Source organism: Chitinophaga sp. CC14 (assembly GCF_048957795.1).
In the GTDB taxonomy this organism is placed as follows: Bacteria; Bacteroidota; Bacteroidia; order Chitinophagales; family Chitinophagaceae; genus Chitinophaga; species Chitinophaga ginsengisegetis.
In genome coordinates this window covers 1,554,928-1,569,192 of record NZ_JARBFY010000005.1, presented here as the reverse complement: position 1 = coordinate 1,569,192, position 14,265 = coordinate 1,554,928, and the positions used below count along the sequence as shown (strand labels likewise).

The 14,265-nt window shown below is 43.9% G+C and carries 9 protein-coding genes; 4 read left to right on the top strand and 5 right to left on the bottom strand.

Going from position 1 to position 14,265, the window contains the following annotated elements; all coding sequences use genetic code 11:
* Positions 1 to 35: 35 nt before the first annotated feature.
* Together PV783_RS25835 and PV783_RS25830 are read right to left on the bottom strand one after the other, a co-directional pair.
* On the bottom strand, positions 36 to 1,013 hold the full coding sequence (locus PV783_RS25835) for a FecR family protein (protein ID WP_420990157.1): 978 nt from the start codon (positions 1,011 to 1,013) through the stop codon (positions 36 to 38).
* Positions 1,014 to 1,114: 101 nt separating this feature from the next.
* The gene (locus PV783_RS25830) at positions 1,115 to 1,675 is read right to left on the bottom strand and encodes an RNA polymerase sigma-70 factor (RefSeq protein WP_079470966.1); all 561 of its coding nucleotides are present in this window, start codon (positions 1,673 to 1,675) and stop codon (positions 1,115 to 1,117) included.
* 238 nt (positions 1,676 to 1,913) lie between these two features.
* Here PV783_RS25830 and PV783_RS25825 point away from each other — a divergent pair, with 238 nt between their 5' ends.
* From PV783_RS25825 to PV783_RS25810, 4 genes are all read left to right on the top strand, one after another.
* Positions 1,914 to 2,930 carry a zinc-binding alcohol dehydrogenase family protein gene (locus PV783_RS25825; protein ID WP_420990156.1) on the top strand — a complete coding sequence of 339 codons (1,017 nt, stop codon included), beginning with the start codon at positions 1,914 to 1,916 and terminating at the stop codon, positions 2,928 to 2,930.
* A gap of 21 nt (positions 2,931 to 2,951) precedes the next feature.
* Positions 2,952 to 5,741, top strand: a complete 2,790-nt coding sequence (locus tag PV783_RS25820) for a family 78 glycoside hydrolase catalytic domain (protein ID WP_420990155.1) — start codon at positions 2,952 to 2,954, stop codon at positions 5,739 to 5,741.
* Between the two features lie 181 nt (positions 5,742 to 5,922).
* Complete coding sequence (locus PV783_RS25815; RefSeq protein WP_420990154.1) at positions 5,923 to 7,656, top strand: NACHT domain-containing protein; 1,734 nt, start codon at positions 5,923 to 5,925, stop codon at positions 7,654 to 7,656.
* Positions 7,657 to 7,794: 138 nt separating this feature from the next.
* On the top strand, positions 7,795 to 9,180 hold the full coding sequence (locus tag PV783_RS25810) for a hypothetical protein (RefSeq protein WP_420990153.1): 1,386 nt from the start codon (positions 7,795 to 7,797) through the stop codon (positions 9,178 to 9,180).
* A 43-nt stretch (positions 9,181 to 9,223) separates the two neighbouring features.
* Here PV783_RS25810 and PV783_RS25805 read toward each other — a convergent pair whose 3' ends face one another.
* The 3 genes from PV783_RS25805 to PV783_RS25795 all read right to left on the bottom strand — a co-directional run bounded on the left by PV783_RS25805 (position 9,224) and on the right by PV783_RS25795 (position 14,225).
* On the bottom strand, positions 9,224 to 10,042 hold the full coding sequence (locus PV783_RS25805) for an SDR family oxidoreductase (RefSeq protein WP_079470143.1): 819 nt from the start codon (positions 10,040 to 10,042) through the stop codon (positions 9,224 to 9,226).
* Between the two features lie 159 nt (positions 10,043 to 10,201).
* Positions 10,202 to 11,209: a hypothetical protein gene (locus PV783_RS25800; protein WP_111577510.1), complete on the bottom strand. Its 1,008-nt coding sequence runs from the start codon at positions 11,207 to 11,209 to the stop codon at positions 10,202 to 10,204.
* Between the two features lie 334 nt (positions 11,210 to 11,543).
* Complete coding sequence (locus tag PV783_RS25795) at positions 11,544 to 14,225, bottom strand: sugar-binding domain-containing protein (protein WP_420990152.1); 2,682 nt, start codon at positions 14,223 to 14,225, stop codon at positions 11,544 to 11,546.
* Positions 14,226 to 14,265 lie beyond the last annotated feature (40 nt).

The following is a 14,265-nucleotide window of genomic DNA, read 5'->3' as shown; positions in this document are numbered from 1 at the left end:
CATAGCATTTATTTTTGAAGATGAAGAATGTGATATCAGTTACTGATATGGACCTCTTTCCCGTTGACCCGGAAATTAAAATGGCGCGATAGCTGCAGCATTTTCAACGCCTCTTCTATTGATTCTGTATCGATGATGCCGGAAAACCGGAGTTGTTGAAGGTTGGCAGATTCAAAGTAAAAAGTAACGCCATACCACTGCTTCATTTTCACTGCCAGCCCGGCAAAGGTTTCGTTGTCAAATGCCAGCTTGTTATTGAGCCAGGATATTTCCCGGAGTTGTCCGCTGCTGTCTTTTTCCAGGTGTTTTTGCTGGAAGACAGGCGCCAGGCGGGTTGCCGGAACCATTAGTTTTTCTTCGGGTTGCAGCACCACGGTTTTTTCGCCGAACGATACCGCAATTTTTCCACGCACCAGCGTAGTAGAAATGGCGCTGTCGCCCGTATAGGCTTTCACGTTAAACGCGGTGCCGAGTACGCGGATGTTTACTTTTCCCGCATGAATAATAAAAGGAATGCCTTCACTTTTTGAGATATCAAAAAATGCTTCACCGGTGAGCGTAATTTCACGGTGTTGTTTGCCAAAGCCGTTTTTTTCGTAACTGAGTTGTGTGTTGCTGTTAAGCCATACTGTGGAGCCATCGGGAAGTACTACTCTTGACTTTCCACCGGGAGCGGAGCTGAGTTGTTGCACTGCCGGTGTTGTGGAACGCCACAGCACCCATGCTGCCGTTAATACCGCTGCTGCTGCCGCAACTGCTGCCAGTCTGCGTACAACACTGCGGCGCCGGGATGGCTGTAGTTGCGGGCTTACCGCTTCCCATATACGTTCTTTACTGTCATGAGCAGGGGGTACTTCCTGCATAGGCGCCTGCCAGATAGCCGCGGCAAGTTCCCGCGAAGCGGCTGCCTCCGGATCATCTTTCAGCAATGTTTCCAGTTCAGACAGTTCTTCGGGTGAAATATCACCGCTGAACTGTTTACCGAGTAATATCCATATACGGTCGTTGCTCATAGTACGATTGAAAATGGTTGAATGAACGCGCGCTTCGGGGTATAAGACAACCGGAAGGAGAGAATACCCCCAAAGAGGGAAGAATTTTTTTTGAGAAGGGGTTACTGATCGCCAGGCAGCGGCGTAGTGAGGAATGCTCTCATTTTAGTGAGTTTTTTCAGCGCGATGCCCACCTGGTTTTCTACTGTTTTTATGGAGATGTTAAGCAGTACGGCTACCTCCCTGTATTTGAGCTCATCTTCTTTCACCAGTTTAAAGATCAGCCGGCACTGCGGTGGCAGCTCGCTGATAGCCATATTAATATGCCGCATCATTTCATTGCTGATGAGTTGTGCTTCAGGGTTTATTTCATATTCCGGTAAACTGGCTTCATCGAGATGCAGCGTTTTTTTAGAGGTATATTTACGGAGATAGTTCAGCGCAATGTTGCGGGTGGCTGCATAGAGATACCATTTCAGGTTGCTTACCTGGTGCAGGCTTTCCTTTTTTCTCCAAACGGCAATAAACACATCTGCTACTATTTCTTCCGCCATTTCCCTGGAATGAACAATGGCCAGGGCTAACTGGAGTAATGGCGCGCAGAAGCAATCGTATAATTCTTTAAATGCCTGTGTATCACCGCTGTATATTCTGCTTTGCAATTCGGGGATATCGTCGCGCATAAAAGTAAAAATACCCAAATTATACAAATTTGCAAACGCACAAATATTAAGTGTCTGAATGACAGATTACTTGTTATTTAAGGGTTTTTCACCGAAAAAAGGCAATATATCTTACAGAGATGATAATATACTATGATAAATATTTACCTTAAACCTGTTTCTTTGAATATCGTTCGTCCTGCCCGTATGTGAAAATAAAACATCCGGGTACGGATTTTTTTTTCTAAATTAATTTATAGTGAAAACACTCATTTGTACTACTCCCGGCAATTTTGAATATGGTCTGCAGGCAATGCCCGCGCTGCAGGCGGGTCATGCTATTATCCGTATCCGGAAAATAGGTGTTTGTGGCACCGATCTGCACGCTTTTGAAGGTACCCAGCCTTATTTTAACTACCCCCGCATCCTGGGACATGAGCTGGCTGGTGAAATTGTAGCGCTGGACGCAGTGGAAACCACTGATTTCCATGTCGGGGAGCTGGTAACCATTATCCCCTACGAAAACTGCGGCGTTTGTATTGCCTGCCGTAACGGCAAACCCAACTGCTGCGAAAACATCGCAGTGCTGGGTGTACATAAAGACGGCGGCATGGCCGAATTCATCTCGGTGCCGGAGCGGCTGCTGGTGCATGGCAACGGCCTCACGGCCGAACAACTGGCACTGGTGGAACCCCTGTCGGTAAGTGCGCATGGCATCCGTCGCGCAGCCGTTCAACCTGGTGAGTTTGTGCTGGTAATAGGAGCAGGGCCCATCGGGCTGGCGGCAATGGAATTTGCCCGCATTGCCGGCGCACAGGTAATCGCCACCGATATCCAGGATAAACGGCTGGAATTTGCACGGGAAACACTGGGTATTCCTTATACCATTAATGCCGCCACCGACGTAGCCGGGCAGCTGCGCACCATCACCGGCGGTGATATGCCGGTAGTAGTGATCGACGCCACCGGTAACCAGAAGGCCATTAACAACGGCATCTATTACCTGGCACACGGCGGCCGGTATGTGCTTATTGGGTTACAAAAAGAATTGCTGCAGTTTCCCCATCCCGAATTCCATAAAAGGGAAACCACGCTGATGAGCAGCCGCAACGCCACCCGCGAGGATTTTGAACAGGTGATCCGCTGCATCAAAGAAGGAAAGGCGCGTCCGGATAAATATGTTACACACCGGGTGAAATTCGGGGAAGTGAAAACCACCTTTGCTTCCTGGCTGGATCCCCGCAATGAAGTGATAAAGGCGATCATAGATATTTGATCCTCAAAACAGCTGATGATGATGAAATCATGGTTCTTGTTGCTACTGCTGGGTATTACCAATACCGTTGTTGCACAATCTGTTTCATTGCAACAGCTGCTATGCGAATACCAGCACAATCCCATTGGTATCGATGCCACACGTCCCGCTCTCAGCTGGCAACTGCAAAGCAAAGGAACCAACATCCGGCAAACTGCTTACCGCATACTGGTGGCCGACAATCCCGCTGCGCTGGAGAAAAACCGCGGGCGTAGCTGGGATTCAAAAAAAGTATCATCGGACCAGTCGGTGCAGGTGCTTTACAACGGCAAGCCACTCTTGCCCGCCACTACCTACTACTGGAAAGTAATGGTATGGGATCAGCAGGGAAAGCCCTCCGCGTGGAGTGAAACGGCACAGTGGCATACCGGGCTGTTTTCTCCGCGCGACTGGCAACAAGCGCAATGGATTGGCTATGAGAAAATGCCGGATACGGCACGCATCGTTCCCGCCATCACCAACGACAGCGACAAAAAATACCGTAACCGGAAAGATATACTGCCCCTGCTGCGAAAAGAATTTAATATCGCCAAACCGCTGCAAAGGGCCACTGTTTATATCAGCGGATTAGGTCAGTTTGATCTTCATCTCAACGGAAAAAAAACAGGCGATCATTTTCTCGATCCCGGCTGGACAAAATATGATCAGCATGCCCTCTATGTTACCTTTGATGTAACGTCGCAGTTACACACCGGTACCAATGCACTCGGTGTGATGCTGGGCAACGGCTTCTTTTATGTGCCCGGAGAAAGGTACCGGAAACTCACCGGCGCCTTTGGTTATCCACAGCTCATTTGCCGGCTGCATCTGCAATACAGCGATGGCACCACCGAAAATATTATCAGCGACACCAGTTGGAAAGCGGCCCCCGGCCCCGTTACTTTTTCCAGCATCTACGGCGGGGAAGATTACAACGCTACCCTGGAACAACCAGGATGGGACACGCCTTCCTTTGATGATGCCTCCTGGCAACCCGCAGTAGCTGTACCCGGCCCGCCGCAACTGGACGCGCAAACCGCCGCGCCGCTGAAAATATTCGACCGCTTTACACCGCTTAAAGTAACACAAACCGGTACTAACACCTGGGTATACGATATGGGGCAAAATGCGTCTGCTATTCCTGCCATCTCCCTGAAAGGGAAAAAAGGAATGGTGGTACGTATTACGCCGGCGGAACTGATCACCGGCAAGGGCCTGGCAGATCAATCTGCCGTAGGCAGCCCGGTGTTTTTTAATTATACTTTAAAGGGACAGAATACGGAATCCTGGCAACCGCAGTTTATGTACTATGGCTTCCGGTATATTCAAATTGATGGCGCGGTGCCCGCCGGCAGCAGCAATCCTTCGGGGTTGCCGGAAATACAAGCGCTGTATAGCCTGCACACCCGCAATGCAGCCGCCACCATCGGGCAGTTTACCTGCTCCAATGAATTGTTCAATCAAACTTTTAAGCTGATCGACTGGGCCATCCGCAGTAACACGGCGAGCGTGTTTACCGATTGCCCGCACCGCGAAAAACTGGGCTGGCTGGAAGAAGCGCACCTGGTAGGCAGCTCTATCCGTTACAATTACGACATTGCCGCACTTTGCAGGAAAGTAGTGCGCGACATGATCCATGCACAAACCGCGGATGGCCTGATCCCCGACATCGCGCCGGAGTATGTGCATTTCGATGACGGCTTCCGCGACTCGCCGGAATGGGGCAGCAACGGCATTATCCTGCCCTGGTATATGTACCAGTGGTACGGCGATAAATCTGTACTGGAAGAAAGTTACCCGATGATGACCCGCTACGTGAACTATCTCTCGCAAAAATCAGATCATCATATTCTCTCACACGGGCTGGGCGACTGGTACGACATTGGCCCGAAATTCCCCGGCGAATCGCAGCTTACCCCGAAGGGTATAACGGCTACGGCTATATATTATTATGACCTCAGCATCCTGTCGAAAGTAGCCACGGTATTGGGAAAAAAGGAGGATGCACAAAAATACCTGTCGCAAAGTGAAGCAGTGAAGCAAGCCTATAACCGCGCCTTCTTCAACGATAGTACCAAACAATATGCTACGGGTAGTCAAACGGCCAACGCCATGTCGGTATACATGCAGCTGGCAGATCCGCGTTACAAAACCGATATCGTGGAAAATATTGTGGCAGATATCCGTCAGCATAACAACAGTCTCACTGCCGGCGATATCGGTTACCGCTACCTGCTCCGCGTACTGGACGATGAAGGCCGTTCGGATGTGATCTTTGATATGAACAGTCGCAGCGATGTTCCCGGCTACGGCCTGCAACTGGCCAAAGGCGCTACTGCGCTCACCGAATCCTGGCAGGGCTACCGCGATGCATCCAATAATCATTTTATGCTGGGCCACCTGATGGAATGGTTTTACAGCGGTCTTGCTGGTATACGGCCCGCGCCCGGCAGTATTGCCTTCCGCGATATAGTGATCCGGCCGGAACCTGTTGGCGATGTTACCGCCGCCAAAGCCAGCTATCTTTCCCCCTATGGTGAAATTGTGAGCGACTGGAAGAAAGAAGACAACACGTTTACACTGCGTGTACGTATACCTGCCAACACTCATGCTACTATTTATCTTCCTGCGGAATCCACTTCAGATGTTACCGTAAATGGAGTAGCGGTGGCCATAGAAAAGGGATATAAAGAGGGCCGGTATGTTATGGAAACCGGTTCCGGTGAGTATCTGCTGCATGTGGTGAACCGGCGGCCGGTAACGTCATCGGCGGGGAGTTATGCAGTGAGGTGACGCCTCCAGTGACTTTTCCTATTCCTGGGAATCTTTCTGTAATTTTCTTCGATATGTTACCTTTTATCTCTTTCTGGTGTATTTACATTAGCGCATTGATCCGATAAAGCTTAAAGTGATAATATTATTTACGTGTACCTATTTATATAACAGAAAAAGAGTATAAAGATTCATTGAAGATATGGAGATAATAAAAGACTTATTGAAAGGTCCTATGGAAAAAATTTGGAATGTTATTGATGGTGAAGCATCCCAGCTTATTTTTAATCGACTTTTGGAGTATCAGGTGGAAGAGTTCAATAGAAACTATTTTACTAAAACTATACTGCATCGGGCCGAACCAGTAAGACTATTGGACTTTTATCAACCATTATTTATTCGACCATTTGGAAAAAAGAATCAAAACGAAAAAATACCAACATGTTCGGTCAAAGATTTATTTAAGGACAAGAAGTCAATTACAATTTTGGGCACTGCAGGTAGTGGGAAAAGTACAATAGTAAAATTTTTATTGATCAACTCTATTCAAGAATCATTTAAAATTCCAATAAGGATTGAGTTACGGTATTTAAATAAGTATAGTGGCGGGCTACACAAGTATATTGAAGAAGAGGTTTTTAATCTTGAACAGCTTTCAGTTAGTGAAAAAGCAACGAAGAAATTACTTAACTCAGGTGACTTTTTGTTTTTCTTTGATGGTTATGATGAACTCAGCTCAACTGTAAAGGAGAAGATCACCAAAGATATAAACGATTTTACAAAGATTTATTCTAATAATCTTTTTTTGTTAACGTCAAGACCTTATACGAATGTTGAGTTACTTGCCAAATTTTCAAATTTTGAGGTATGTGAATTATCTAAAACTGAAATTGAAGAGTTTGTAAGAAAGCAGATATCACTAAACGAGAAAGAAATTGTTGAACGAATAGTTGAAGGTATAAATAATGATCATAGCAAGTCTTATGATACTTTTCTGAGTAACCCACTACTGCTATCGATGTTCATTTTGACATTCCAGACCTACTCTACTGTTCCTCCCAAAAGAAGTGCATTTTATAAACAAGTTTTTGATTCGCTATTTCATCTTCATGACAGTATGTCAAAATTGGCATATGATAGGGAAAAAAAATCAGGTTTGAGTAAAGAGCAATTTGAACATGTACTAAAATTATTTTCCTTCATTTCTTTTTTTAAGCAAGTTTTCGTATTTGATCAAATGTATATGGAAAGTACCTTAAATAAGATTAAGGAAACAAAGAAGAATCTACAGTTTGATAATGAGTATTTAATTGATGACCTTCAAATAGCCATCTGCATATTAAATAAGGAAGGAGTTGATTATGTTTTTCCTCATAGGTCATTGCAGGAGTATTTCTCTAGTCTTTATATAGCTAGCTTAGAAACAAAACAGAAAAATGAGGTGTATAAAAAACTTCTAGATCAGTTTATTAGAAATGATATTTTTGAACTTCTGCCTAAAGATAATTTTTTTGCTTTATTAATTGAACAAGATCAAATTGGAGTTATTAAGCACTTATCTCTACCTTTTTTAGAAAGAGCGCAGGAGGATTTAAGGCCAGGCCTACCTAAAAAGAAAATGGAGAATACATTAACAATTTTGAATTATTTTACTTATTCCTTCCACCGGGATGAGAATATGTTTGATGAATTATCTGCATGTCTTGAAGAGTATCAACTTAAGCGATATGAAATTTACAGAAAAGTAATTGATAGGAGTAGAAGTGGCGGACAGGATAGAGTTGAGTTTAATGTGGATGAGAGAATTTTTTTAGATGATATCTTAAATGATTATTTGAAAAGGATCAAACCGTCTATTTCCAGAGTAATTAGATCCTTGAAAGCTTATTTGAAAGAGGAAGTCGAAAGCGATAATAATATTATAGGTTTGGTATAAATAATAATCATCTGAGGAGGAGCCTTTGATATGAACAGCCCGATATTTTCCCACCTCTAGTACTTTCCACCTGATTAGGGTGTATTATTATTTGCACGTATGGTGCGCGGCAAGGATACTAACCCCCAACCAATCGTTATGAATGAAGCACTACTCCACGTAATTCAAAAGGATTTACCGGCATTTCTGCAGCAGCTGAACGAAAAGCATCACGCTCACCGGCCGGTGGGCATGCTGGAAAAAACGGATATCGCTTACCTTGAAACATTGCAAGGCAACAGGCGGCAACAGCGGGAACAAATTTCTTTATACCTGATACTGGCATACAGTAATTATGCGATAGATGAGCTACGGATGGCCATCCATTATTTTGAACAGGCATTTACCCTGTCCGACGACTATTTTCCGCAGGGCGCCCTGCTGGCGAAAGCTTACCTGGATGCTTTGCATACCGTGGCCGTACAAGCGGGCGATCTTTCTTTGCTGAGTAATGGTTTGGAGTGGGCCGAGAAATTTGAGTTCATCAAATTTAATACACATAAGGAGCTGGCAGCTATCTACTACCAGGCAAAAGATTATCATACTGCTGCTGCCCTCTGGAAGCAGCACCTGCAAAATGTCCCCGATTGTGTAACCACCAGCCAGCTGCTGATTAAAACATTGTCGGATCAGCATCGTTATGAAGCGGCTATTGCCGTGTTTAAACATGCGCCGGCGTCTGTGCAGCAGGTATCTTTCTTACAACTGCTGGTAGGTCATTGTTACAAAGAAACCGGGGAATATGCGGAGGCAGAAAAGCTGTATAAAGCCGCTATGTCTGCTCCCTACAATGATCAGTGCCTGCCTATGTGTGCCCTGGCGGAGCTGTATGCGGAAAGTCTTACGGATTACCGGCTGGCCCATAGCTGGTACCAGCAGGCGGTAGATCAGAAGGGGAGTAGCTACGATTTGCTGTATGCAAAAATTTCCTACCTGCGTTTCCTGGTAGATCAGGGAGAAACATCCACCGCACTGTCCCTGCTGTTGTTTATGGAACAGCAACTTAATTCCAACTATCTCCGCCTGTCGCCCCGCGATTTGAACCGGGTGGCCCGGTGCCTGTATAAACTGAATACGCGGTTAGATCAGGCTACGAAGTTCTCCCGTCGTGCGGTAGAACTGGAGCCGCATGTAACAGATTACGTACACACCTTGGTGGCTATATTGATCCGCATCAGGGAATGGGATGAAGTAACGCCGCATGTACGTCACTGGCTGAAGTTCTCCGACGATGAAATGGTGAAAGCTTCCTGGAGTGATTACAGCCTGCTGTTCCAGGATACTATTATGCAAGGCCAGCAGGCTACTATGGAAGCGCTGTTATACGATAAAACGTCTGATTGCTGGCGCGCCATCCGGTGCGCGTTGTACAAAACATCGGAGGATGGGGAAACGGCGATTATCCCCAATGATATTTATCCTGTTGCGGATCAACTATACAAACAATTTATTTTCAGGGATATGCCGCGCATATTCCCAGAGTAGGGAGGGGGAAAAGCCCGGTAAAATTTTTTACCGGGCAATTTTTTTATGACAGGAACAAATCCCGCTGCAGTTTGCCGCCCGGCACCACTGCATATTTATCAAAGTTGGTGATACCCGCCGCTTTCAACACCTCTTCATCAATCAATGTATTTCCCGAGTACGACGCGGGTTGTTGGAGGATATATTCCACTGCGTCGGCAATAATTTCCGGGGTACGGCTTTTGTTGATCAGCGAATCGCCTCCCAGCAGGTTTTTTACCGCGGCGGTAGCGATAGTGGTGGCCGGCCACAGTGCGTTGGAGGCAATGTTGTATTTCTCCAGCTCATTTGCCCAGCCCATTGCCAGCATGCTCATATTGTATTTGCTGATGGTGTACGCTACGTGTGGTCCAAACCATCTTGGATCGAGGTTTATTGGTGGCGACAGCGTAAGGATATGCGGATTATTTCCTTTTTTCAGATAAGGAAGGCAATGTTGTGTTACGAGGAAGGTGCCGCGTACGTTGATATTGTACATCAGGTCGAAACGTTTGGCGGGGGTTTCTTCTGTATTGGTGAGCTGAATGGCGGATGCGTTGTTGATCACTACATCAATCCCGCCAAATTTCTCCACACCCTGTTGCACGGCGGCGGCTATCTGTGCTTCTTCCCGGATGTCTACCTGTACAGCGAGGGCTTTACCACCGGCGGCTTCTACTTCTGCGGCGGCGGAGTAAATGGTTCCTCCCAGTCTTGGATCTTCTTCTACGCTTTTGGCGGCAATGATGATATTGGCTCCCCGGCTGGCGAGGCGCAGCGCAATGGCTTTGCCTATGCCACGGCTTGCGCCGGTAATAAAGATGGTACGTTGCTGAAATGACATAACCCTTGCTTTTAGCGGTGAGAAAGAAAGAGGAATTTAAGGAATCTTTCTCTGACGGCAAAAAGCAAGGGCTATTTTGAGGGACAAGTGAATGGCCGGATCAGGATTGATCCGGCATATTAACAACCTAAAAAATCAAAATGGGGATATTCAATCTCTTCATTGACTATTTCGAATGATAGCGATGGAACAGTTGAAATAGGATTCAAACAGGGTAGTGAATTCGTTTACATTGTTCATTGCTATGGAAGTACAAACTTTTTCAAGGGATTCTGCAGATGTAGTTACGGTGCCATATGCCTGGATCATCTGGCGTTGGAAGTGAAAGTGCTCCGGCGTCATGAAAAAGCTATCTATAAAGGCTTCTCTTAACTCCTGGGTGCCGAGGTCCAGCAGCACTGCCATTTTTGCCATCGAAAACTTTTCGTTGGTAACGTTAATAAGGTATTTGATGGAGGCTTCTAGTTTTTCGGATACATATAACGGGAACACCCGCATGGGCTCGTCCTCCAGTTTATCCTGCGCCGCAAAATTGAAGTACAGCTCCAGGCAACACCTGTGCATGAATACTTCTGCCTGTTTACCTACAAACTTGCAATTGCAGATCGCATCAATAAGATCTGTACACGCCAGGTTGATGTGATACGGCTCTGCGTTGACAGGCGCACTTCCTTTCTGACCTGTTTTCTTCACTATTGCTGCCAGCTCAGGATATTCAAGTGCCAGCTCCGCCAGGTCTTCCGGTGTGATATTGATATGGAAGCTGAACATATTATCCCAAGGTTTCATGGGCGCTTTATGTGCGCTGGGTTCCAGTTTGAACAAGGTCATTTCCCTTTTGGCCATCATATACGGTCCATTATCTGTAATCTCTGCCACCACTTCGCCACCAGCCATAAAATGCAGGGCCAACAGTTCAATCTTTGTATAAGGGATCAGCATAATGGCGTGTTCCTTATTATACACTTCATGTGTACGGAGTGTAAACCTGCCAAATTTGATGGTTTGACTAATGATGTCCACATAATCATCACTTCTGAAGGAGATTTTAGCTGCCGGCATAGCCAGGTGCTGGTATTCCGGGGGTAAACTGTCAATAGAGATGAAATCCTGGTCATCTTCATCGATTCTTAAAGGTATACGGGGTAAGTTGCTGGGCGCTTTCATAACATTATTTTTTTTGAAAGTGGTGGTAAAAATGTCTGTTATTGTTTTGCCTGCTGACCGGGCTGACTGAAGTGTTTTTATAGGATAGCAACAAACTATTTCAATCTGGCCTATTCAGTTTTGTATCTTAAAATTTTGCTTTTGTCTTTTTTTAAGGTTAATCATATATAATACACCTGCAAATTTGCCTACGTACTATTGATATGAAAAAATAATTTATTTGACATTTTGAGTGTGATTTTGAGAAAAAATGGGTCACCAATAGGAATATTAGCGACCGACACATGAGTGCGTAAGGGGTGTAAACCATCCACCCACTTACACCGCGTAGAGTTTAGTTATTTTGTGGCCAGGTAGGGAGGCCGGCTTTCATTTTTTGAAGGGTTTCGGCGTAAACTTTTTCATATTGGGTTCCCTTTCCAAGTTGTAAGGCCTTTTCTTCCCATTTAATAGCCTCGCTAGATTTTTTTGTTTTGTGAAGTAATTGAGCGTATGTGTCATATGCTTCTGGTGATTGATCCCACTTCTCAATGGCATATTTCAGAACGTCTATGGCAAATTCTAAAATTATTGGATCATTCACATTTTCGTATATGTACCACGTCATGTTGTTAATGTCATATTCAGGATGGGCTAGTGCTTTCTCAAAATAAAGCACATAGTATTTCGCGAAATTCTTCCAGTCTTTGTTTTTGGACTCTACACCGTAATAAATCATGCGTTTACCTAAAATTAGTTCTTCTCCTACAGCACCATACTTATTACTAACCTTCTGCTGTATAGAATCCCAGTTGGGGTTTTCTTTTACATACGGTGCTACTTCTTCATAGTCTATTATTGATTTGACTTTACTTATTGCCGCAGTTTCCCAAAGAGCTGAATCCACCTTTTGAGGATGTTGCATAAAGAGATCAAACCCTTTGTCTTTAGTAGTTTTAGTTATTTTCCTGATAAATGTTAAATTCTCTTTCGAATAAGGTTGGGATAATGTACTGATATATGTATTGCCCAACGCTGTTGTGTTTTCTTGATCTTTTCTTCTTATTGAAATTGAAATAAGCCGTCTTAAAAAGGCAGAATCCCGCTTTCCGTTTCTGTATTCACTTAGGAACTCATCATATCTGCTGTCATTATCGTTTATATTTATATTAGTTGCAATAAAGAAGTTCGTGTCTAAATTGAAACCGGATGTTTGTTTTACTATTTCTTGATTAATTTTTCTCATTTCGGTTACCGAAATTTTAATTACTTCGCGATCGTAAGTTAGTAACCCATTTTCCTCCCCTTCGACGTCGAAAGGTTGTGTATAAATAGAAGCGCTTAACCCAACTTTTTCCAGTTTTTTAAGATCCTCTATCATTTGTATGTATTTTCCCTTCAACTCAGAAGCTGTTGCTTGTACATATCCCCAGCCCTGCATATCATCCCATTCGTGACCAGGAACCGGAACCCCTATACCACCAAATTCACCTACTACTCTTGCTTTATTAACGCGTGCAGGAGGGAGTCTAGGTTCGGGATATGAATGTACATCTGTTAGATCACTGGCTACCCAGGGATTCTCAGCGGGATCTCTTAGCTGATTATCAACATATAAGAGTTCTCCAGAGTGTCCGTTGACTATTCTGCTTGGATCATAGCTTTTTACCCACTTTGTTAATCTTTCTTGATCATAAGCTCCCCAGCGCTCGTTGAATAGAACCCAGATCACAATGCAAGGATGGTTGTACAGTTGGTCTATGGTTGTTTGAACCTCTTTCTCGAAAATAACTCTGGATCCCTCCGGGAGACCATGGGGAGGATTAACAAAATCTTGCCAGACTAGGACACCTATTTTATCTGCATAATAATACCATCTTTCTGGTTCAATTTTTATGTGCTTCCGTATTGTATTGAACCCTAGTGATTTTATAGCTTTTATGTCAAAGGCTAATGCTTCATCTGTAGGCGCTGTATAAAGTCCTTCTGGCCAGAAGCCTTGATCAAGGATACCCAGATTATAAGTGTATTTGTTATTAAGAAAGATTCGATCTGTTCCCTTTTCATCCTTTTGGATATTAATTTTACGCATTCCAAAATAGCTCTTTACTTCATCCAAGGTCTTACCGCCACATATAATTTTTATAGAAAGATCATATAAAAAGGGATCATCTGGCGACCATAACCTCATGTTTGGAATATTAATAATGTTATTTTCTTGATTTTGCGTAACTTTTATTTTTGTTTTACTAACTAGTTTCTCATTCTCCAATGTGGAGATTTCTAACCATGTATTTTCTATCTTTCCGGATATATTTACCTTTAAAGTGACTAAGCTATTGTCGATGTCAGGTGTAGTCTTTAAGCTAGTTATATGTGTTGGAGATACTTTTTCCAACCATACAGTTTGCCAGATACCGCTAGAAGACGTGTAATATATATTAGCTGGATTAAGTACTTGCTTCCCGTGTGGATTAATTCCCTTATCACTGGGATCATAAACTTTAATTAGAACTTCATTACTACCTGGTTTCAGAAAATCTGTAATATCATATGAAAAATTTTGATATCCTCCAGTATGTTGGCCTACCTCTTTTTTATTAATTAAGATTGTAGCTTTCCAGTCAATGGCACCGAAATTTAATAGAATCCGTTCGTTACCAATTGACTTTGGATATTCAAAATATTTTTTATACCAAAGGCATTTATCTGGCATTAATTTTTTTTGTACACCAGACAGTGCTGATTCAATCGGATATGGAACTAAGATAACACCTTCAAAATTAGAAGGGGCAGTTTCAGATGAATCAGTAATAGAGTACTCCCAAAGCCCATTTAGATTTTCCCAATTTTTCCTTTGCAGTTGTGGTCTGGGATATTCCTTTAGTGCATTGTCTGGGCTTACTTTAGCTGCCCATCTTGATTGCATATGAAGAGGTGACATTTGATAATTTACGCGATCGTTTTTTTTATATTGGGCATAACAATTAAAACTAATTAAAGCTAAGAATCCTATGCTAATAAATATTTTCCTCATTGTTGGTTTTGTTTAGAAAAATTATTGATGTATCAAGCAT